Origin of the sequence: Paenibacillus borealis (assembly GCF_000758665.1) — a bacterium.
GTDB lineage: Bacteria > Bacillota > Bacilli > Paenibacillales > Paenibacillaceae > Paenibacillus_AQ > Paenibacillus_AQ borealis.
Window position 1 is genome coordinate 4,837,249 of the sequence record NZ_CP009285.1, and the last position, 22,377, is coordinate 4,859,625.

Annotated in this window: 20 protein-coding genes; 1 reads left to right on the forward strand and 19 read right to left on the reverse strand. The window is 50.1% G+C overall.

Going from position 1 to position 22,377, the window contains the following annotated elements:
- Positions 1-181: 181 nt before the first annotated feature.
- The 18 genes from pduL to sleB all read right to left on the reverse strand — a co-directional run bounded on the left by pduL (position 182) and on the right by sleB (position 17,463).
- Positions 182-754, reverse strand: coding sequence for a phosphate propanoyltransferase (gene pduL, locus PBOR_RS20230; protein ID WP_039294751.1), 573 nt, complete (start codon positions 752-754; stop codon positions 182-184).
- 182 nt (positions 755-936) lie between these two features.
- Complete coding sequence (locus PBOR_RS20235; protein ID WP_042219707.1) at positions 937-1,884, reverse strand: dipeptidase; 948 nt, start codon at positions 1,882-1,884, stop codon at positions 937-939.
- 230 nt (positions 1,885-2,114) lie between these two features.
- The gene (locus PBOR_RS20240; RefSeq protein WP_019910496.1) at positions 2,115-2,375 is read right to left on the reverse strand and encodes a stage V sporulation protein S; all 261 of its coding nucleotides are present in this window, start codon (positions 2,373-2,375) and stop codon (positions 2,115-2,117) included.
- Between the two features lie 201 nt (positions 2,376-2,576).
- Complete coding sequence (locus tag PBOR_RS20245) at positions 2,577-3,371, reverse strand: TIGR00282 family metallophosphoesterase (RefSeq protein ID WP_042214758.1); 795 nt, start codon at positions 3,369-3,371, stop codon at positions 2,577-2,579.
- A 327-nt stretch (positions 3,372-3,698) separates the two neighbouring features.
- A complete protein-coding gene (rny, locus tag PBOR_RS20250; protein ID WP_039294762.1) occupies positions 3,699-5,240 on the reverse strand; it encodes a ribonuclease Y in 1,542 nt (513 codons plus the stop codon).
- A 307-nt stretch (positions 5,241-5,547) separates the two neighbouring features.
- Positions 5,548-6,282, reverse strand: a complete 735-nt coding sequence (locus tag PBOR_RS20255) for a regulatory protein RecX (protein ID WP_042214760.1) — start codon at positions 6,280-6,282, stop codon at positions 5,548-5,550.
- Between the two features lie 129 nt (positions 6,283-6,411).
- Entirely contained in the window at positions 6,412-7,476 is a 1,065-nt protein-coding gene (recA, locus tag PBOR_RS20260; protein WP_042138075.1) for a recombinase RecA, read from the reverse strand.
- A gap of 284 nt (positions 7,477-7,760) precedes the next feature.
- Complete coding sequence (locus tag PBOR_RS20265; RefSeq protein WP_042214762.1) at positions 7,761-9,050, reverse strand: competence/damage-inducible protein A; 1,290 nt, start codon at positions 9,048-9,050, stop codon at positions 7,761-7,763.
- A 59-nt stretch (positions 9,051-9,109) separates the two neighbouring features.
- On the reverse strand, positions 9,110-9,697 hold the full coding sequence (pgsA, locus tag PBOR_RS20270) for a CDP-diacylglycerol--glycerol-3-phosphate 3-phosphatidyltransferase (protein ID WP_042214763.1): 588 nt from the start codon (positions 9,695-9,697) through the stop codon (positions 9,110-9,112).
- 150 nt (positions 9,698-9,847) lie between these two features.
- Entirely contained in the window at positions 9,848-10,339 is a 492-nt protein-coding gene (locus tag PBOR_RS20275; protein WP_042214766.1) for a YajQ family cyclic di-GMP-binding protein, read from the reverse strand.
- A gap of 226 nt (positions 10,340-10,565) precedes the next feature.
- Positions 10,566-10,727 carry a hypothetical protein gene (locus PBOR_RS37440; RefSeq protein ID WP_167336664.1) on the reverse strand — a complete coding sequence of 54 codons (162 nt, stop codon included), beginning with the start codon at positions 10,725-10,727 and terminating at the stop codon, positions 10,566-10,568.
- Between the two features lie 83 nt (positions 10,728-10,810).
- Positions 10,811-11,761, reverse strand: coding sequence for a RodZ domain-containing protein (locus PBOR_RS20280; RefSeq protein WP_042214769.1), 951 nt, complete (start codon positions 11,759-11,761; stop codon positions 10,811-10,813).
- A gap of 29 nt (positions 11,762-11,790) precedes the next feature.
- Positions 11,791-12,558 (reverse strand): DUF3388 domain-containing protein, encoded by a 768-nt coding sequence (locus PBOR_RS20285; RefSeq protein WP_042138084.1) that lies wholly within the window; start codon positions 12,556-12,558, stop codon positions 11,791-11,793.
- A 147-nt stretch (positions 12,559-12,705) separates the two neighbouring features.
- On the reverse strand, positions 12,706-12,966 hold the full coding sequence (locus tag PBOR_RS20290) for a DUF3243 domain-containing protein (protein ID WP_036692667.1): 261 nt from the start codon (positions 12,964-12,966) through the stop codon (positions 12,706-12,708).
- A gap of 115 nt (positions 12,967-13,081) precedes the next feature.
- Positions 13,082-13,849 carry an elongation factor P 5-aminopentanone reductase gene (gene ymfI / locus PBOR_RS20295; RefSeq protein ID WP_042214772.1) on the reverse strand — a complete coding sequence of 256 codons (768 nt, stop codon included), beginning with the start codon at positions 13,847-13,849 and terminating at the stop codon, positions 13,082-13,084.
- On the reverse strand, positions 13,849-15,129 hold the full coding sequence (gene yfmH / locus PBOR_RS20300; RefSeq protein WP_042214773.1) for an EF-P 5-aminopentanol modification-associated protein YfmH: 1,281 nt from the start codon (positions 15,127-15,129) through the stop codon (positions 13,849-13,851). The genes ymfI and yfmH overlap by 1 nt, the downstream gene beginning before the upstream one ends.
- Before the next feature lie 2 nt (positions 15,130-15,131).
- Positions 15,132-16,412 carry an EF-P 5-aminopentanol modification-associated protein YfmF gene (gene yfmF / locus PBOR_RS20305; RefSeq protein WP_042214775.1) on the reverse strand — a complete coding sequence of 427 codons (1,281 nt, stop codon included), beginning with the start codon at positions 16,410-16,412 and terminating at the stop codon, positions 15,132-15,134.
- 184 nt (positions 16,413-16,596) lie between these two features.
- On the reverse strand, positions 16,597-17,463 hold the full coding sequence (gene sleB, locus PBOR_RS20310; RefSeq protein ID WP_081972132.1) for a spore cortex-lytic enzyme: 867 nt from the start codon (positions 17,461-17,463) through the stop codon (positions 16,597-16,599).
- Positions 17,464-17,635: 172 nt separating this feature from the next.
- On the opposite strand from sleB, the gene PBOR_RS20315 reads away from it, so the two are divergent.
- Entirely contained in the window at positions 17,636-19,609 is a 1,974-nt protein-coding gene (locus PBOR_RS20315; protein WP_042214777.1) for an AraC family transcriptional regulator, read from the forward strand.
- Between the two features lie 64 nt (positions 19,610-19,673).
- Here the strand turns inward: PBOR_RS20315 and PBOR_RS20320 are convergent, their stop codons facing one another.
- Positions 19,674-22,352, reverse strand: a complete 2,679-nt coding sequence (locus tag PBOR_RS20320; protein WP_042214780.1) for an FtsK/SpoIIIE family DNA translocase — start codon at positions 22,350-22,352, stop codon at positions 19,674-19,676.
- Between the last annotated feature and the right edge of the window lie 25 nt (positions 22,353-22,377).

A 22,377-nucleotide genomic window follows, 5' to 3' on the forward strand; every position in this document is an offset into this window, starting at 1 on the left:
ATAGCTTCTGCGGCGTCTCCACATAGCGCCCGTCAAAGTCATAACACATAATGATAACACAGAAAAGCAAATAATGAAAACTTTCATTTCTTTATTTTCAGTAAAATTTCAATTTACCTCCAAACAACAAAAAAAGCAGAGGATTTCTCCCCTGCCCGTTGCCTTGCAATAATATATAAGACTAATCTACGATTTCAGCAGTATCGCCGTTATTGGCACCTGCAGCGTTAGCTTCGTCGGTGTCGATATGCATATCAAGCTTGAAATTGTCGGATACACGGGCGATTACGTTCTCCAGCACCAGGCCACGTTCGCCTCCAAGGCGTACCTTCAGGAGCTGCTTGTCGGCAATGCCCCAAGCTTCTGCTTCAGAAGTGTGGAAGTGGATGTGACGGGCTGCCACAATGACACCTGTCTCCAGTTCAACTTCACCGGCTGGACCTTTGATAGTAATGCCTGGTGTTCCTTCAATATGGCCGGATTCACGTACAGGTGCCTTCACGCCGAGGCTGAATGCGTCTGTGCGCGATACTTCCAGCTGGGAAGCCGGACGGGCCGGGCCGAGAATTCTCACTTTGTCGAACTTACCTTTGGTACCGATTACTGCGACTTGCTCATTTGCTGCGAATTGTCCTGGCTGGGAAAGGGGTTTGAACTCAGTCAATTGGTAACCTGCGCCAAACAATGCTTCCACATGCTCCTGCGTAAGGTGAATATGTCGGGCCGACACACCTACGGATACAGTCTTGCTCATTTTTAAGTCACTCCTTGTATTTTCTCTAGTATCTGTACAAGCCACTGAACATTATACATCTTATTACCCACAAAAAAAAAGACCCTCATCACAATGAGCGCCTTTTTTTCGACATTTTACGATCCGATAAATGGATTGTCATAGTTTTGCCATTTTATAATCCCCATGGGGAGGACAACGGATTAAGAACCCGCAGAAGAAGGCAGATGTGTTCTTAGAAAGGCCAGCGCATTCCCGTACAGCCAGCCTTTTACCTCATCCTCAGGGTAGTACCTCAGCAGCAAATCGGCAAAATCCGCATATTTCCCCGGATGCTCTAGTCCTTCAACCCACGTCTCAATGCCGTCAAAATCAGAGCCGAACATAAGCTGCTTCGAGCCTCCCAGCGCACCGACATGTTCAATATGCCTCCGCATATCATCAATCTTCGCCCCTCCCCCATCACGGACGAACCACGGGACAAAGGTTAGCCCCATCCGCCCGTCCATCGCAATCAGCGCCCGGATTTGCTCGTCACTCAAATTCCGGGGATGACCGCAGATGGCAGCGCTATTAGAATGTGAAGCAATGAACGGACGTTTACTGCGCTCCGCCAGCTCCCAGAACCCTGCCGGGGCCAGATGGGACACATCCAGCAGCATGCCGCTTCCGTTGCACCACTCAATCAGCTTCCGGCCCAGCTCGGTGAAACCGCCATTCCGCTGCTCAAGCACACCATCCGCCGCCCAGTTGGCATAATTCCAGGTTATCCCCAGAAAACGCACTCCCAGCTCGAAGCATAGCTGTGCATAGAACAGATTGCCCTCCAGGCCTTCCACGCCCTCCAGAGAGAGCATCCCCGAAGCTGAGGCAGTTAGTATCTGTTCATCTGCCTCTTCCTTCCAGCGGAGCCACTGCAGGCCTCCTGGGACAACTACCTTCTGCCGGAATAATTCAATCTGCCCGAGAACATCCTCAAACTTCGCTCTTCCGCGGTCCGCCGACAAATAAATCGCAAAAACCTGAAGTTCGACATTCCCCTCCAGCAGCCGTTCTGCCGTCACATCCAGACGAGGATCATTCTTGAAATCCATACCTGGACTCGCCTGCAGCTTGCTTAAGGCATCGCAATGAAAATCCGCCACGCCCAGCCTCCTGTTACTCACTAAAGGACAACTCCTTTCGTTTGACTAACCGGTTAACGGAAAGATCTCCTATTTTCAAGTGTATGCCCCGGCATCAGGGAAGAGACGGGATAGCCAAATAACCCCACAAAGTGGGGCTTTAGCTTCAATGATTAGTCAGAATCTTTGCGGGGTCCCCCAAAAATACAAAAACCTGTTTACAGTGTAAACAGGCTCAATCTAATAAAGTCATATAGTTATCTGGGTTCAACAATAAGTTTGATCGCCGTCCGGTCTTCCCCATCAATGACTATATCCGTAAAAGCCGGGATACAGATCAAGTCGACTCCGCTAGGTGCGACAAATCCCCGGGCGATGGCAACTGCTTTGACTGCCTGGTTCAGGGCTCCTGCTCCAATAGCTTGTAGCTCGGCCGATCCACGTTCGCGAAGAACACCTGCTAGTGCGCCAGCAACGGAATTTGGATTGGATTTAGCTGATACTTTTAATACATCCATAGTAAGTACCTCCCCTGGGAAAATGATGGTGTTCTTCTTCCACTACAGTAGATGTTATTCGCGAGAGAAGAATTAATTCCTTCTTTTTGCGGACCACTCCGGAGAAATTAGTTCAAAAGATACTCTTTTTCGATATAATAAATATCACACTTTACCCAAAACAAACGATTTTTCCCGATATCCTATTTCTTTGTAAATCCTCTAGCTCATCACCCATTCATCTTCACGCAGCCGGATCTTCTCCAGTCGTGTCGCTTTACCCGTAGTTTCATCAAGTTCTGCAAATAAACCGTGCAGCTGCCATTTGCCTTCGTCGACTACAAACCGGGAGGGAAGCTGAGTTGTAAATTTATAGATGATCGCATCCTTTTCCATACCCAGAATTCCTTCTCTTGAACCAACCATGCCGGCATCCGTCAAGTAGGCAGTACCCCCGGGCAGGATAACATCGTCATTACTCTGGACATGAGTGTGCGTACCTACAACAATTGAGGCAAGGCCATCCATGAAATAGCCCATTGCTATTTTTTCGGAGGTAGCTTCAGCATGGAAATCAACCAGAATACATTTATGCTCTCGGCGCAGCTCTTCCACAATCTCCTCGCCTATGCGGAAAGGATCATCAATCGCCGGAAGGAAGGTGCGGCCCTGTAAGTTGACAATCGCCAGCTGTTTGCCGTTTCCTTTAACGACTGTGTACCCTCTGCCCGGAGTCCCCGGCGGGAAGTTAGCCGGACGGATGATCCGCGGCTCGTCATCGATGAACTCAAAGATATCCTTGTTGTCCCAGGTGTGATTACCCATCGTAATCCCGTGCACACCCCAGTTGAAAAATTCATTGGCTATAGCCGCTGTGATTCCTCTGCCGGCTGCTGCATTCTCACCATTGGCAATGATAATATGCGGCTGATATTTACTTTTCAGGGATGGCAGCATTTCACGCAGCGCTTTTCTGCCCGTATTACCTACGATGTCACCGATAAATAAAACTTTAATGATTTTCTCCTCCTAAAAGTTTTGTAAGCATAAGCTTCTTGGATTTTACTTCGTACAAAACTCGCTTCGGAAGCATACACTTAAGTTTTGTAAGCATACGCTTCTTGGATTTTACTTCGTACAAAACTCGCTTCGGAAGCATACACTTAAGTTTTGTAAGCATAAGCTTCTTGGATCTTAATTTCGTACAAAACTATTTCATAAGCATAATTTCACCGTTTCTGCTTCATTCCAAACTCCAGCTTATCCGCCAGCCTAAGGCTCAGCCCGTGCGGCTGCTGGAGGTATGCAAGAAAAAAGGCCCCGCAGGGGGGCCGATTTCCTTGCTTATTTAGCGTATTCTACAGCGCGTGTCTCGCGGATAACCGTAACCTTGATATGACCCGGATAATCCAGCTCACTCTCGATCATCTTCGTAATGTCACGGGCCAGACGGAATGCTTCCGCATCGTCAATCTTCTCTGGCTGTACCATTACGCGGACCTCACGGCCTGCTTGGATAGCGTAGGATTTCTCGACGCCTTCAAAGGACTCGGAGATCTCCTCCAGCTTCTCCAGACGTTTGATGTACGTTTCCAGGGTTTCGCGGCGTGCACCGGGACGTGCAGCTGACAATGCATCAGCAGCTCCGACCAGCATCGCAATCACCGAGGTAGCTTCGACATCTCCGTGATGGGACGCGATACTGTTGATAACCACCGGATGTTCTTTGTACTTCTTCGCCAGTTCGACGCCGATTTCAACATGCGAACCTTCCACTTCATGATCAAGCGCTTTGCCGATATCATGCAGCAGACCGGCACGTTTTGCAAGCACGATGTCTTCCCCAAGCTCACCGGCCATAAGTCCAGTCAAATAAGCAACCTCCATGGAGTGCTTAAGTACGTTTTGACCGTAGCTCGTACGGAATTTCAGACGGCCCAGAATTTTGATCAGATCCGGGTGCAAGCCGTGAACGCCAACCTCGAAGGTAGCCTGCTCACCGTATTCACGAATCCGCTCATCCACTTCTTTGCGGGATTTCTCTACCATTTCTTCAATCCGTGCCGGATGGATACGTCCGTCAGCCACCAGTTTCTCAAGTGCCGTACGGGCCACTTCACGGCGGATCGGATCAAATCCTGACAGTATAACCGCTTCCGGCGTATCATCAATAATGAGATCAATCCCCGTAAGAGTTTCCAGAGCGCGGATGTTACGGCCTTCGCGGCCAATAATCCGGCCTTTCATCTCTTCATTCGGCAATGTAACTACAGATACCGTGGTTTCTGCCACATGATCAGCTGCACAGCGTTGAATAGCCAAAGTAATAATCTCGCGGGCTTTCTTGTCCGCTTCTTCCTTGGCCTGCTGTTCTATTTCCTTAATCATCTGAGCAGTTTCATGGCGAACTTCCTGTTCCACATTACTGAGAATGATACTTCTTGCATCATCGATGCTCAGATTGGAGATACGCTCTAGTTCAGTAACCTGATTTTTGTAAATAACATCAATTTGCTGTTGGGTTTCATCAATTCGTTTCTCTTTGTTAGCTACTTGTTCTTCTTTTCGTTCAAGCGATTCCATTTTTTTATCCAGCGATTCTTCCTTTTGCAGCAAACGTCTCTCTTGCCGTTGGATTTCATTCCGACGTTCACGAGTTTCTTTCTCAGCTTCGGTACGGATTCTATGAACTTCGTCCTTAGCCTCGAGTACCGTTTCCTTCTTCAGCGCCTCCGCCTCTTTCTTCGCGTTCTCCACGATGACTACGGCTTCTTTCTCTGCGCTGGAAATCTTAGCTTCTGCAAGGGATTTACGAATAAAATAACCGAATCCAAAGAATGCTGCAGCTACAACGAGAACGATAATGACCCAGATCACTGTTTCCATCTGTTCACCTCCTCGTTGATTCCTCCAAGGTTTCTCCTTGGGTATTTGTGCAGTTGTTAAACTATCCGTTCATCACCATACAAAAAACCGGTAATACACCGATTGCCATACTGCACATGCTGCACATGCACACTGCCCGCCTTATCCGGCGATTACATTTCATATGAGTTGTACGCGAACCGGAACATAAGAGTCTGCTTTTTGGGAAGGAAAAAGGATTCTTAGTTTATGCCGATTCATGTTATATTTTATTATTTATAAAAAGACATTGTCAAGAGAGTCGATAACCGCATTAAAGTCAAGAGAATCAATCCAGATCGAAAATCTCCTCTTCTTCCCCCTCAGAATCCTCTTCCTCACGTAGAATCTGGATCACCTGGCGCACCATTTCACCCGAGAATCCTCTGCGCATTAGAAAGGCTCCTGTCTTCCGGCGTTTATCATTTATATCTCCCCGGAGCAAATTCCATTTCTTCCGCCCGGTCTGCAGCGCACTCTCCATTTCCTGCTCAGGGGTGATCTGATCCAGCGCTTCAGAGATCAGCGATTTATCAATCCCCTTCTCGCGCAGCTCCTGGCGGATCCACATTTTGCCCTTACGCTGGTTCGTTATGCGCTGTTCCGCCCACTGCTTGGCATACAGAGGATCATCCAGAAGCCTCTCCTCCTGCAGCCGCAGCAGAACTTCGGCAATAACAGTCTCCCCTATTTCCTTCTCCCGTAAACGGCGGGCCATTTCCTGTGCCGTTCTGGGCTTACGTTCCAGATATCTCAGACCTTCTACGTAGGCCCGCTGGCGTTCGTCTGCTGCAACAATCTCCTCAAGATCAGCCTTCACAAAAGTACTTCCGGAAATCATCCGGTATTTAATCATGACATCTTCATGAACAGTCATGTTATAGGCACCGAAATGAATCAAATAACGGTAGTTCGACTTCTTCAGACGCTCTACACGCGTAATTACAAGCTCTTCATCTTCGGGGAAATCGGCCAGGACCTGCACATCCTGGTCATCCGGCTCAGAATCCAATTGAATCACCATAACTGTTACTCACCTCATTAACATAGACAGAATGCCTGTTTAATTTATGAAAAAGCGCCCTGCTCATTCATCACAGGGCGCCTTATATCTTATCTTCATTATTAAATTACTAAGGACCTGAAGATTACATTATTCAATCTCAAGCAGTAATTTCTCTTCTTCCTCTTGCTCTGCAACAACATCAGCTTCCGTTGGTGCAGCTACCAGAGTAGATAAGTTACTTGCTTCGCGGATCTTATTCTCGATCAGCAGGGCAATATCCTGATGTTCCTTCAGGAACTGCTTGGAGTTCTCACGGCCTTGGCCAAGACGCTCACCCTCGTAAGAATACCAGGCACCGCTCTTGTTGACGATATCCATCTCAGTACCGATATCCACAAGGCTTCCCTCTCTGGAAATCCCTTCACCGTACATAATATCCACATCCGCTTGCTTAAACGGAGGCGCTACCTTGTTCTTCACGACCTTGATCTTAGTACGGTTACCCACTACATCGTTACCCATCTTGATACTCTCTACCCGGCGTACATCCAAACGAACGGAGGAATAGAATTTCAGAGCGCGTCCACCCGGAGTGGTCTCAGGGTTACCGAACATAACACCGATCTTCTCACGAAGCTGGTTAATGAAGATTGCAATGGTGTTGGATTTGTTAATGGCACCAGACAGCTTACGCAATGCCTGGGACATCAGACGGGCCTGCAAACCTACGTGGGAATCTCCCATGTCGCCTTCAATTTCGGCCTTCGGCACCAATGCGGCAACGGAGTCCACAACGATGATGTCTACAGCTCCACTGCGAACGAGCGCTTCAGCAATTTCCAGTGCCTGTTCGCCCGTATCCGGCTGGGATAGCAGCAATTCATCAATGTTAACGCCAAGCGCATTGGCATATTTAGGGTCAAGCGCATGCTCGGCATCGATGAAAGCAGCTTGTCCGCCAAGCTTCTGTACTTCTGCGATAGCATGAAGAGCAACTGTCGTCTTACCGGATGATTCCGGTCCGTATACTTCAATAATGCGTCCTTTGGGAAGTCCGCCAATACCTAGTGCAATATCAAGTGCCAAAGATCCGCTAGGTACAACTTCCACTTTCATGTGAGTGGATTCTCCCAGTTTCATGATCGAACCTTTACCGAATTGTTTTTCTATTTGACGAAGCGCCATATCAAGCGCTGCACGACGATCTGACAATCAGACCACTTCCTTCACTGTTTATAGTATTATAATAACGTGTTTTGGAGGTCTTGCCAAGCTTTTTTTCGAACATACATTCGTTTTTTTTGTCTCCCGGGTTAATACTCCCTTTTATTGTAAGCCTCCTTCCGGATGATGAACACACAAGCTTAATCCTCAAAAGGTCACAGTCGGTGGATCATAGAGGTCACGCCAGCGGGGAATATAAACAAAGAACCGCAGCAGAGAATTTCTATGCCACGGTTCTTCCGTATGAACAAATTATATACCGGCCCGGTTAATTATTGCAAGGCCGATCCTTCAAGCGGGGTTGCCACTTTGCGTTCCTCCAGCCGGCGCCAGAGGCGGTACAGCAAAGCCTTGACTGTACGCAGGCGGATGTTCTCGCGGGTTCCCTTGAGATTGAGCTCATATACCTCCGTCTTCCGGCCGCGTTCGGCCAGTCCGACGAACACAAGCCCCACAGGCTTCCGTTCGGAATATCCCGGCCCGGCTACACCGGTAACAGACAAGCCAAAGTCACTATCCCCGATCATCCGCACCTGCTCTGCCAGCACTTCGGCTACCTCACGGCTGACCGCACCGGGTGCGTCAGGACCTTCCAGCATGGCTGCAGGCACATTCAGCAGCTTCTTCTTCAAATCATTCGAATAACAGACGATTCCCCCGGCGAACATGGATGCGCTGCCCGGGATGTTCGTGATGCTCTCCATCAGCAGTCCGCCCGTGCAGCTCTCAGCAGCACTTAGCGTCAGACCTGCATCCGCCATCCAGTCGACAATCAGCTGCTCCAGCGGCACATCGATATTGGCATACAGATTCTCCGGCAAAATACCGGCAATCTTCTTCTCCAGCACATCAAGCTTAACCATGGCCTCGCGCTCGGACGGGGCTTTGGTGGAAATCCGCACTGTCACTTCGCCTTCCTTGGCATAAGGAGCAATCGTAGGATCGCTCTGGCCGCGGATCAGGTCAATCAGCTTGTCCTCCAGCAGCGATTCGCCAATACCTGCAAACTTAAGCATCTTGGAGTAGATCGGCATTTCGCTGGTCAGTGCATGCTGCTGCAGCCAAGGCTTGGCTTTATCTGTGAACATCGGCTTCATCTCCCGGGGAGGACCCGGTAGCACGATGTAATACTTGTTCTCTTCCGCAAAAGCAATACCTACCGCAAGTCCGATCTCATTAGACAATGGCGTCGTCCCTTCAATCACCAGCGCCTGCTTCCGGTTATTCTCCGTCATGACAATCTTGCGGTCATCGAAGAAGCGCTGCACATGATCCATAGCAAGCTGGTCGATATGGAGGGTACGGCCAAGCGCCGCAGCCAGTGCATCTTTGGTCAGATCATCTTCCGTCGGACCGATTCCGCCGGTAAATAAGATAATATCCGCACGGCTCCGTGCAATCTCAATCGCTTCCAGAAGACGATTCTTGTTGTCCCCGACTACGGTCTGAAAATAAACATCAATTCCTAACGCAGCCAGCTCTATTGAAAGAAACTGGGCATTGCTGTTAACAATCTGTCCAAGCAAAAGTTCTGTTCCAACGGCAATAATTTCCGCTTTCATAGCTGGCGTTCTCCTCCTGATTGTAGAAATCACGCAAGAATCAAGCTGCACGGCAGAGTTCAGGCATTATGAAGCTGCAGCAAGTCCTTGTTCTTCACGAAATAATCAATACCCGAATAAATGGTGATAATCGCTGCAGCCCAAATCGCAATATCATCCACCGGGATGCTGACGAACTGGAACGGGAAATTGTTAAGCAGAAGCAGCGAAATGGCGACAATCTGAATAACTGTCTTTATCTTGCCCCATTTGCTCGCGGCCACTACTTTACCTTCAAGCAGTGCCACCTGTCGCAGGCCGGTCACGGCGAATTCACGGCTGATGATGACGATGGCAATCCATGAATCGCATCTTCCCAGCTCAACCAGCGAGATCAATACTGCCGAGACCAGCAGCTTGTCCGCAAGCGGGTCCAGCAGTTTGCCGAGATTAGTGACCATGTTATACTTTCTGGCTATGTACCCGTCTATTCCATCTGTACTGGCGGCAAGCAGGAAAATAACAGCCGCAATCAAATGATTAATTGAGAGCTGAAATGAGCCCCAATGTATCGGTTCCGGATAGAAGCTGAAATCCACCAGCAAAAAAAACATCATAATCGGGATAAGACAAATACGTGCTAGCGTGATGCGGTTGGGCAAATTCACTGAAGTTCCTCCCCTGATCCATACGAATCCGATATTCCACAATTTTCTTCAAAACTGCTTTAGCAAGTATATTATAGCCATAAATAAGTGTCAAAAAAACATAAAACACCCCGCAAAGTAAGGTGCGTATACACTGCGGGGGACGTAAGCTTACTTTAAATTGTTAAACTGCAGATCGAGCGGTAAATCAGCTTTGCGCAAGAGCTGGATAATTTGCTGGAGATCATCACGGCTTTTGCCGGTAACACGGATCTGATCACCCTGAATGGTGCTCTTGACCTTCAATTTGGAGTCACGGATTAAGATGTTAATCTTCTTCGCATTCTCCTGATCGATTCCCTGCTTCAGGCCCAGCCGCTGGCGTACAGTGCCAAGTGATGCGGGTTCGACTTTGCCGAAATCCATATTTTTCAGCGTAATTCCGCGCTTAACCATTTTGGACTGCAGAATATCAACCACCGCATTCAGCTTGTATTCATCCTCTGAGGCGATAATCAGCGCATCTTTTTCAAGCTTCAAACTGCTTTTGCTGTTCTTGAAATCAAAGCGGTTATCAATTTCCTTCTCCGTCTGGTGAACCGCATTGGTCAATTCCTGCATATCCATCTTGGATACAATGTCAAATGAACTCTCCGAACTCATGATTCCACGTCCTTTGCTTACATTTAGTCTGTCCCTATTATATGAGAAAGGGACTCTTAAGTCTAATACTGGAAAGAAAGCTCTGGCCGGCATTACAAAATGACCCCACAAAGTGAGGCCTCGGCTTACAGAGATAAAGCGCCTTGCTATGTATTGAATGATTACATCATAAGACCTAAAAACACGTCTCCCGGAGCAAACTCCGGGAGACGCTCTCATCCAGGTATTATCTGCTGCGTGCAGGAGCCCGGAACATGTCCAGAATCCCTAGCACAATATGTGCCAGTCCGAAACCCAGAATACCATAGCCCCAGGCACCCGGTGTCAGATAATAACCGAGGAGACTGACAATAATGCCAAGCCCTGTTACGATCCAGCTGACGGTCATGAGAGAATACACCTCACTTTGGAGTAAGAACTGTAAATCATTTCTAGGTTCTCCAATCCGCCGAAACCTATACATTGGATTTATTATTCGGCAGTAGTACTCTCACCATCAGTAACTGCACCATCGCTGCCGGGGGCAGAAGTTCCGTCATCCAGCTCCAGGAGCAGGCGGGATGAAGTTTTGCCATCCGTAATGACTTGTCCATTTACTGAAATATTCGTTGCCGGGGAATACCCCGATTTGATGTACATTCCTTCACTTCCGAGCGTAAAGCTCATATTATCGCCAGCCTTAGTGTTCCCGAAGCTAAGCTTCTCCCCCTTGGAGTTCTCGCCCTGGTAGACTTCAAGCCAGCTGACTCCAGTTGCGGCGATCTCTACCTGAACCGAGCTTCCTGCAGGTGCCGTAACCTTATAGATTGTCGTTTTGCCCGACTTGCGGTCCTCTGTAACTGTTATGGACTGCGTAGACGGAGTCGGGGATGGTACCGGAGTTGCAGTAGGTGCAACAGTCGCAGCTGCGCCGGTATCCGCAGTGGATGTAGCAGCTGTGCCGCCTCCGGCCGCTGTGGCCGAGGGCTTAACCTGCGACGGATCTTGCGTTGCAGTAGTCAAACTCCCCGAATCCGTTTTTTCGGCATCTTCTTTGTTCATCGTTGAAGATGCATACAGATAGATGACCACAAGGATTAAGACAGGAAAGGTCCACATCAGCAAGGTCGGCAGCCACTTGGCATTCCGTTCCGTTTCAGGCTTGCGGCTCCGCTTCTGGATCACTGTTTCCATGGTGGTATCGACGGGAGCGGCAGGCACATTGCCGTGCTCCTCCATCAGCTCATCCGGATTTACTCCGACCGCTTCCGCATAGGTTTTGATAAAAGCCCGGACATAGAAACTTCCCGGAAGTACTTTATAATCACCTGCTTCGATGGCTTCCAAATATTTTTTGCGGATCTTTGTTACTTCCTGGACATCATCAAGACTCATCCCTTTTTGCAGACGCGCCTCCTTCAAATGCCGGCCCAGTTCCGACATACCATCACCTCCTAAAAATATAGTATATATTAAAGATCATCACTGTAGCTTGTCGTAAACGACTCGTACAATATCTCTTCGTTCGGCGTATTGCGCAGCTCGATAATGATATCGAAATCATCAAAGGTGTACTCGGATTCCCGCACAAAAATATCCGGATGCTCAATCACCTTGGTGCTCGGCATGCTCATGACATTCTGCAGCAGGTTGTAATGCTTCTCATTTGAACGGATGGTACTGACGATTCCGTCAATGATAAATACATTGTTCGGGTTCAGCTCATCATCCGCCAATTGGCTCCGTACCGTCTGCCGCAGCAGCGTAGACGAGACAAAAGTCCAGCGCTTCATGGCGCATACACTGCCGGCAATAATAGATTCTGTCTTGCCTACACGCGGCATGCCCCGTAGACCAATAACCTGATTCCCTTCCCGCTTAAACAATTCGCCGAGGAAATCCACCAGCAGCCCGAGCTCATCCCGGGTGAAACGGAAGGTCTTGCGGTCATCCGAATCGCGGTCAATATATCGTCCATGCCGGACGGCAAGCTTATCCACAAGGCGCGGAGAACGCAGTGCCGTTACCGTTATATTATCAACTTTTTTGAGCATTTCACCCATCAGCATGATCTTCTCATCGTCACTTGTTTCCAGCAGCATCCCGCGGGTTTTGCCTTCAACACCGTTAATGGTCAGGATATTGACTTCCAGCATTCCCAGCATCGAAGCGATATCTCCAAGGAGACCGGGTCTGTTCTTATGTATCTTGTACTCCATATACCACTGTTTATATTCCACTTTAGCGCACCTCATAGATTCCTTTTCCCTGCATGTCACTTTCGCTACACGGGTCATGTTAATGATATATAAAAAAAATTTGAAAGGCAAGGACACTGTTGTAATAATTGCAGAAAAGCTCCCGCAAGGGGAGCTTCTTCCGCATGCTTATGCGTTTTTCTTTGCCAGTTTGACCATGAGTCCAGCAATGGTATGCTTCTCATCATCCGTTCCGACATCCCACAGCTCTTTGATGGCCCGGTTGGAATAGTTGCCAGGATCGACCTTCTTATCGAGGAATTCCCCGATTTCAAAAGCCAGCTTGGTGATGGTCTCGTCGCTCATCCCCATTTTTTCGGCCTGAATGACCCGGTCTCCCAGAAAGCTTTTCCAGGTATCAAAGTTCTTCACTACGGAATCTGTTGACATCTTAAATCCTCCTCAAGTTGTAATGATATTGAGATTTAAAAGCAACAGTTATAATATGTCTCAAGCCGGAAGTTCTTATGCTGGAGCATTTCTCCAGAACTCATGTTACCCGTCCTTAAGTGATCCAGCCGCCGTTCGGACTAATGATCTGCCCGGTAATATAACCCGATTCAGGCAGCGCCAGAAAATAAACCAGCGATGAAATATCTTCAGGAGAAGCAAGCCGCCCCGCAGGGATCTCATCCTCCAGCATCTTCACCTCATCCGCCTGCAGATTGGCCAGCATGGCCGTTTGGACCGCTCCCGGTGCAACAGCATTCACCGTTACCTTGGAAGGTGCCAGTTCCTTAGCAAGCGCCTTGGTAAAAGCGTTCACTCCACCCTTGCTCGCCGAATAAGCCACTTCACAGGAAGCGCCCGAAATCCCCCAGACGGAAGAAACATTAATAATCCGCCCGTAACGCTGGGAGACCATATAAGGCATAAAAATCTGGCTGCACATAAAGGTGCCCTTCAGATTCACCGCCATAATATCGTCCCACTCTTCCTCCGTTACGTCGGCCAGCATGCCATAATGCGCCTTCCCGGCATTGTTGACCAGGATATCCGGCATCATGCCGCTGGCCTCAAGCCGTTCGGCCATACGCACAAGCTGGCTGCGGTCCTTCATGTCCGCAGCCACTGTCATTACCTTCGCCCCCAGCGCCATGCAGCGCCGGGCTACATCATTCGCCGCTTCATGCGAATTCATATAATGGATCACAATGTTCATGCCTACGGAAGCAAAACGCTCAGCGATCGCTCCGCCGATTCCCCCGCTGCCTCCGGTTATGAGCACTGTCATTTCACCAATCGGTTTGCTGTCCTCTCCCGGCAGTACCATTAAGGGCTCACCACAAGCGACACGGCCAGCTGTTCCCAGTCCACATGATCATGCAGGCGCGCGTTGACTTCGTCCAGCGTAATCGACTCGTACAGCGGAAGCACTTCGAACAGATCTCCCCCGCGGAACTGGTAACGGGTGAACTCGTGGGCAATGCTCTCCGGCGAATTCAGCATTCGCAGATAGCCGCCGATCTTCTTTTTGCGGGCACGCTCGAAATCCTTCTCCGCGAAGCCCGCCGCCTGAATAAGGCCAACCTCTTCTTTGATCCGGTCAAGGAGCAGGCCCGGATCTTTGGTATCGCCGCCGATAGCCGAGAAAGCATACTGCGGGGAGCTGTTGAATTCATGGCCGAAGCTGTCAGAGATCAGTTCCTCATCATAGAGCTTCTGATACAGCGCCGTACTGCTGCCAAGCAGCAGATCCAGCATCAGTCTGGTGGTCAGATCACGGCGTACTGCCGCTTCACCCGTGAGGCCATCTACTTTTTCCTTGAACCCGAACATCATTTTGGGAATGGAGACCGCGAGCCGGCTCTCCACATGCTTCGATGCCACCTCATGCGGCTCCTGCTCGAAGATGCGGGTAATTTCACCCTGCTTCTCGTAGGTTTTACCATTCTGATTGCTGCGGATCAGTTCAAATACCTTCTCCGGATCGACACCGCCGACAATGAACAGCAGCATATTGCTGGGATGGTAGAAGGAATTGTAACAGGTATACAGCGTTTCTTTGGTGATGGTTGAAATGGACTCGATCGTTCCGGCAATATCAATATGGACCGGATGCTTAGCATACATGGCCTCGATCAGCCCGAAATACACACGCCAGTCCGGGTTATCCGCGTACATGTTAATTTCCTGGCCGATGATCCCTTTTTCCTTCTCCACATTCTCATCCGTGAAATAAGGACGCTGCACAAAATCAACGAGGGTACTGAGATTCTGCTCAATGTTCTCCGTCGCCGAGAAAAGGTATACCGTCTGGTCAAAGCTGGTAAATGCATTCGCAGATGCACCGTTTGAAGCAAAGGTGGCAAAGATATCGCCTTCCGGCTCTTCGAACATTTTGTGCTCCAGGAAGTGGGCAATTCCGTCAGGCACTGTGGTTTCTTCGCCCCCGGCTACCTTGAAGTGATTGTCTACAGAACCGTATTTGGTCGCAAAGGTAGCGTAGGTTTTGAGAAAAGACGGCTTCGGCAGCACATATACCTGCAGACCGTTATCCATAACCTCATGATAAAGTGTTTCTTGAAGTCTTTCGTAATGGAGCTTTTCCACCGCTATTCCTCCTTCCCTGTCAGGAAATAAATCGTATCAAGCTGGAAGGTGTCGGCCGCTGCCTTCACTTCTTCCGCTCCAATGTGGTCTACCTGATCCATCAGTTCCTGTGCAGAACGGTCTTTGCCGGATAACTGGCGGTTGAAATCAAACGAAATCATCTCAAATGCGGAATCCTGAATTTCGGATAAAAGGTTGCGGATCATCGCCTTGGTCTGGCTCAGCTCCAGATCACTGATATTGCCGGCCTTCAGCTCATCCAGCTGCTTGCGGATAATATCAACGGCCTTGCCGTAATTTTGGGTCTCAATGCCCGACTGAATCGTCCCGATCCCCTTGTGTCCGTCATAACGGGAGGAGGCATAATAGGCCAGGCTCTCTTTCTCACGCACGTTGACGAACAGCTTCGAGTGCGGATATCCGCCGAGGATGCCGTTGTACATTAACGCAGAGGCGTATCTGTCGTCCTTGTAGGTGATTGAGGTGCGCAGACCCATATTCAGCTTGCCTTGATTGACATCCAGCTTCTCCTCCACCGTCCGCACTTCCGTAACCGTTACCGGGGTGAAGTCCGAGGTGTACGGCGCAGATTCGGAATGATGGGCGCGGCCGAAGTTGGCGATAACCAGCTTCTCCACTTCCTCCGGTGTAGTATCACCCACCACATACAGATCAAGTGTCGCTCCATTCAGCCAGGAGTTATAGGACTGGTACAGCGATTCCGGTGTGATGGCATCCAGGTCGGCTCTTTGTCCGAGCGGATGCAGACGATAAGGTTCCCGGCGGCACATTTCCTCAATGCAGCGTTCTGCCGCATAGCGGATTTTATCGTTCACGATCGCTTCCAGCTTCTTGCGGACGGTTTCGCGTTCTGTCGCTACATAAGAAGCGCGGAAGCTTCCATCCTCAAGCAAAGGCCGGGTCAATACTTCGCCCAGAAAAGCGAATGATTCTCCGAGCAGGCTCTCCTTGCTCTGTACAAAGGAATCATTGATCGTGTCCATCCGGAACTGCACGATCTGATAATCGCCGCGTTTGTAAATGTCGAAGCCGAAACCGGCACCGTAAAGCTCCTCAAGGCGTTCGCGGAACTGGGTGGTTTCGGGGTAGGATGCTGTGCCCCGGCGGAGCACAAAAGGAACCAGCGCTGTAGGGGTGACGGTATTTTCGTCAAGCGGAACGCCGGCATAAAGTGAAATGGCGAACGTCTTGAACGCCTTGGTAGGCAGAACGTGTATGCGCATGCCTGCAGCGCTGCCATGTTGAAATCCATTATTTGTCAAGTCCAAAACTCCTTTGCGGCGTGGATAGATGCTATACAACAAGTTTATGAAGTATTATCCATTCTAAACCATTCCAAAGTAAGGAAGCAACCGGAAGACAGTGCACCGGTTGCTCTCAGAAAAGATTTATACGGACGCTGTCATGCTGCCATTAATGCCTTGCTGTGCAAAAACATTCCTACAGCTACATACAGAAAATATGCTCACCTATCGTCTTCACCTGCGGACGGCTCCATATCCACTTGGAAGTAGCTGTCTTGGGATTGAAGTAATAGAGGCAGCCGCCGGAAGGGTCCCAGCCGTTAAGCGCCTGCTGCACTGCCTTGCGCGCCTGTTCATTTGGCTCCAGATAGATCTGACCGTCAGCAACAGCCGTGAAGGCCCCCGGTTGAAAAATCACCCCCGAAGGCGTATTGGGAAAGCTCGGCGATTTGACCCGGTTGAGAATAACCGCCGCCACCGCTACCTGTCCTTCAAACGGCTCCCCGCGCGATTCACCGTAAACGGCATTAGCCATGATTTTCAGATCATTTTCAGACAGCCCCATCGTGTTGCCGGAAGACAGCTCTGCTGTATTCGTATTGGCTGTATCATTCTTTTTTGCCGCCGTTCCGGAAGATGTATCTTTTTGGGCGGTAGAAGTTTTAGGCTCCGTAGGTTTCCAGGCTGTTGTTGCATTGTACAGTTTGAGCTTTGTTTTGGCGCCAACAACTCCGTCGGATTTCAAGCCGAATTTCCACTGGAACCAGGTGACGGCATTTTTGGTCTTGGCTCCGAACTGGCTGTCAATAGCACCGGCATAATACCCAAGATGCTTAAGTCTCCCCTGCAGTTCATACACATCCTGTCCGGAAGATCCAAGTTTAAGCGGCGTTGTCCCGAAAGCGGGCAAAGCCTCTTCTCCTTCGTCAGGAATTTCAGTTATACCTGGTGCTGCTGCATACGATTGGGCGTAAGTCACGCCGCGATCTTCAAAGAATACGCCGGCAAACGGTGCGGCGGCCAAGGCCAGGGTTAATACGGCAAAGATCCACTGCTTATGTTTTGTCATAGGGGTTCGCTCTACCTTTCTCTTGTAAGTTCTGCATGAATGGCTAAAGTTATTATGACGACTGACAAGACATCCTATGCATTACGTAAGACTGGCAAGAGTAAATCCATTGCAAATGAGAACGATTATCAACTATACTTGGACTATGAACCAACGGGAGTTGAGAAGAATCATGAATCTGAAGGACCATATCGTACTGTGGAACCATGCTTTAATAGAAGTTATTGATATCCGCAAGGCCACTTTCACTTCGGGAGAACCTCCGCTGCTGTACCGCCTTCCAGCCAGTACATATATGTATGTCGTCCGCGGCACTGCAAGTGTGCTTATAGATGAAATTCCATTTGAAATCGGCGGTGCCGGTGTGATTCACGGCGGTAAAGGCACGACGATTAAAGTGCTCCATACACAGGATATCCTGAATTATTACTTAATTTTGTACAGATCTACACTTAATCTTCCCGCACGCCGGAATCTTACAGCGCTTATGGAGCGCAGCAGGCCTTTTACCGAGCCCTATCAGTTCACCCCGGGCAATCCGCTGCCGCTGTACGAAATCCTGACACGGATGTATGGCGAATGGCAAAAAGGCGGCGTCCTCGAACATCTGCATGCCAAAGCCTTGTTCTATCAGTGGGTTCACGAGCTGCTCCGTCAGCTGCATGCGCAGGATATCCAGCCCCTCAAAGCGGATTCGCTGGACCAGGCAGTACGCTACATGCACGACAGTTACAGCAAACCCTTCACGCTGGATGCACTCGCCGGCGCACTCGGAACGAGCCCGAGAACATTATCGAGATTATTCCGGATGAGGCTTCAGACCAGCCCTGCCCAGTATATGATTCAGATCCGTATGGACAAAGCCCGTGAGCTGCTGCTGAACACAGAGGCCACACTGCATGATATTGCTGTTGCTGTCGGCTACCCGGATGCTTATTCCTTTGGGAAAATGTTCAAGAAGTACTTCGGCTCCTCGCCCGTAAGGTACAAAAATTCCTTGCATGAAGCATATAAATGGCCGGATGTGCCAACTGCCGTGTCCGCTTATGACATTGTCCAGGAAGACACTCTCCGATATATTGATGATGATAATCATTATCAATATAATCTAAAAGGAGCGTCACCCATGTTCAGAACCGCTAGACCATCCCTAATGCTTACCTTGTTGTTATGCTTCACCATAGTGTTAAGCGCATGTTCCGGAGGAACAGCCAATAACTCCGCTGCAGGCAGCAGCAATACGCCTTCCGCTTCTCCCGCAGCGACGGCAGCCGCTACAACATCTCCGGATAACACTTCAGCAGAAGCACAGACCCGGACCATCTCCACAGTCAAAGGAGACATAGAGGTTCCGGCCAATCCCCAGCGTGTGGTAGTACTGTATCTGCTGGGCGATGTCCTCGCGCTCGGGGTGAAACCGATTGGTGTATCCGATGTATCGGAAGGCGCGGCCTTTGAGAGCGAACTGAAGGATGTACAGAAGCTGGGCAACTGGTTCGAGGCTAGTCCTGAAGTTGTACTCTCGCTGGAGCCAGATCTGATTATTGTTCCTTCTGAGGAAACCTATGAAGCGCTGCATGACATTGCACCGACTGTGCTGGTTCCTTATGAGAAGATGACAACCGATGAGCGGGTCGGCTTTATTGGACAGATTTTTGGTAAGGAAGACCAGGCCGCCAGCCTGTTGGACAACTTCAATGCCAAAGTGGAAGACAGTAAGCAGAAGCTGCAGGAAGCTGGAATTCTCGGATCTACCATCTCCATTATGGAAGGCGGCGCAGACCGCAGTATGGTAGTGGTCATGAGCAAACAATACGGCCGGGGTTCACAGGTCATTTATGAATATCTTGGGATGAAGGCGCCTGAGCTTGTTCAGCAAAAAATCGATAGCACGACCGACGTTGGCGGTGAATCCGTCTCGTTTGAAGTACTGGCCGATTACAGCGGAGACTATATCTTCCGTTCTTCCTATGACGGGATGGCTGATCTGACCGGGGACCCGCTATGGAACAGCATTCCGGCTGTCAAAGAAGGACGAATGCTGGAGATCGACTTCGGATTATCCTATTATAGCGATATCTATTCGCTTAACGCCCAGCTTGATTTCATTGTTGACAACCTGCTTGCAGCCCCCCGGGTGAAGTAATTCTGAATCAATCATTTCAAAAAAAAGAGATGGCCTCGTATTATGCGGGCCATCTCTTTTTGGGTTATGAACTGATTCTGCTATGCTGATACTGTTCGAGGGACATCAGCACCTCACGCGGCTTGCTGCCCTCGTAAGGCCCGATCACGCTTCTGGCCTCCATGGCATCGATTAACCGTGCAGCACGGGTGTAACCGACGCGCATGCGCCGCTGAAGCAGCGACACCGAGGCCTGCTTGGCTTCCAGCACAATCTGGACGGCCTGTTCATATAATTCATCCTGCGGTTCCTGGTCTTCCGATATGGAGTCATCAACCTCAGGGACAAGGGATTCATCATAATTCGCTTCACCCTGGCTGCTTACATACTGCACGATCGTTTCGACTTCCTGATCGCTCATGAACGCGCCCTGGACACGGATCGGCTTGGAAGCTCCCATTGGCAGGAACAGCATATCCCCCCGTCCCAGCAGCTTCTCTGCACCCGGCATATCCAGAATCGTCCGTGAATCCACATTCGACGACACTCCGAAAGCTATCCGCGAAGGAATATTCGCCTTAATCAGTCCGGTAATGACGTCCACGGAAGGACGCTGTGTAGCGATGATCAGATGAATTCCCGCTGCCCGCGCCATCTGGGCAAGCCGGCAGATCGCGTCCTCGACATCATTCGCCGCCACCATCATCAGATCGGCAAGCTCGTCCACAATTACTACAATGTAGGGCAATACCGCTGCAGGATTATCTTTCATTAGAGTATTATAACCTTCCATATTACGCGTGCCTGACTTGGAGAACAGCTCATAACGCTTCTCCATCTCCACCACTATCTTCTTCAAGGCAAGACTGGCCCGCTTGGGATCGGTAACCACCGGAGCAAGCAGATGTGGGATGCCATTATATACATTCAGCTCGACCATCTTAGGGTCGACCATGAGGAACTTCACTTCATTAGGCTTGGCTTTATAAAGGATGCTGGTAATAATGCCGTTAATGCAGACAGACTTACCGGAACCGGTAGCTCCTGCTACGAGCAAATGGGGCATCTTGGCCAGGTTACCAATAATCGTCTGACCGGATATATCCCGGCCGAAGGCAATCGATAACCGCGACTCTGCCTCCTGAAAAATCTGCGTCTCCATTACTTCACGCATGGTTACAATTGAGACTTCGGAGTTCGGCACTTCAATACCGATGGCAGACTTACCCGGAATCGGTGCTTCCATCCGGATATCCTTGGCTGCCAGCGCCAGCGCGATATCATCCGTAAGATTGACGATCCGGCTGACCTTCACACCGATATCCGGCTGAATTTCATACCGGGTAACAGCCGGGCCCCGGACCACTTCCAGCACCTTCGCCCTGACACCGAAGCTCTCGAGTGTGGCTTCCAGCTTGCGGGCCGTCTGCATGTAGTCATTCTGGTCTCCAGCCTTGCCGCCGTTGTTGGGCTTCGCCAGCAGGCGGAAGGATGGCAGCTTGTACGGTTTGGGAGGCGGCGGTGGCGGAATTGCCGGAATCACTTCGCCATTTTCTGCCGTTTCCAGCAGCCCGTCCAGCTCTACCGGAAGTCCGGCCTCAGCGGATTCACCCTCCGCTGCAGGATATCCGGCAGCAGAGGACAGAGCCTCATCTCCCGCGCCTATAACAGCGCCGCCGCGTGCAGCCGGAGAGAACTCACTCCACTCCTCCCGGTCCTCCGCATTCAGCCCTTCCGAGCGGATATGCTCGAAGAAGTCGCGGATAATCGGTGTAACCGGCTCCACATCCTCCTCGGGGAAGTCATCCTCGCCGAGATCCTCCGGCGGCATTCCCCTGCCAGCCGCAAGCCCGGATATAATCGGACCGTTGCGCGGTTCTGTCAGGATTACATCCGGCAGTTCCCCGTCACCATGCTCTTCCGTCCCGGACTGCTGCTCATTACGGGCAGAGCCGCTGAACCAGCCGGCCACTCTTCCCAGCAGGTTCGGCTGTGCACGTCTGGGCAGCTGTTGATTATTCTCTTCTTCATCGTCTTCGTAGTAGTCATCATCATCTGCCGGCTGCGGTGCAGGAGGCGTGCTGTTCCTTGTGGCTCTGGGCACTACCGGAACCGCTGCAGGGCGGTTAGCTGATCTGAGCTTGATTCCTTCCACCAGCTTAACCGCTCTTACGCGGAGCAGTGTAAACAGCTCCACATACGACAGATTGGTAATCAGCATGAAGCTGATCGCCAGCAGAACAATCATAAGCAGCTTGGCGCCCAGATTGCCGAACAGCCACAGGAGAGCAGCATACTCCAGTGCTCCGATATATCCTCCGCTGATGTCCTTGCCCAGCATGTACACACTGCTCTCACCGGCGCCCGGTGACAGTGAACCCGAGAGGTCATTATGTATTTGGGCCAGCACATTACCCGGATGCAGCATTCCAATCGGCCCCAGCTTCTGCTGCATAGCCGAAATCGTACTCATCAGGCACATGGACAGCAGCAGCAATAGCCCGCCTGTATATCTGCTGTTCCAGGTAGATGGCCATTTCCGGTGAATCATGACCATCAAACCATAAAAAATGCCGGCCAGCGGCAGCACAAAATAGAATCTGCCGAGTAAATATCCCGCCATGCTTGAAAGTGAGCGCCCAACAGCCGCTTCACCTGACAATGCTATGACAGAAATAGTGATTAGCAGAATTCCATAGATTTCATATTTTAAAACGCTGCCCAGCAGCGCTTTTTTCTTTTTCTTTTTTCTTTTTTTAGCCACGCCAGCCACCCCCACAACATTATAC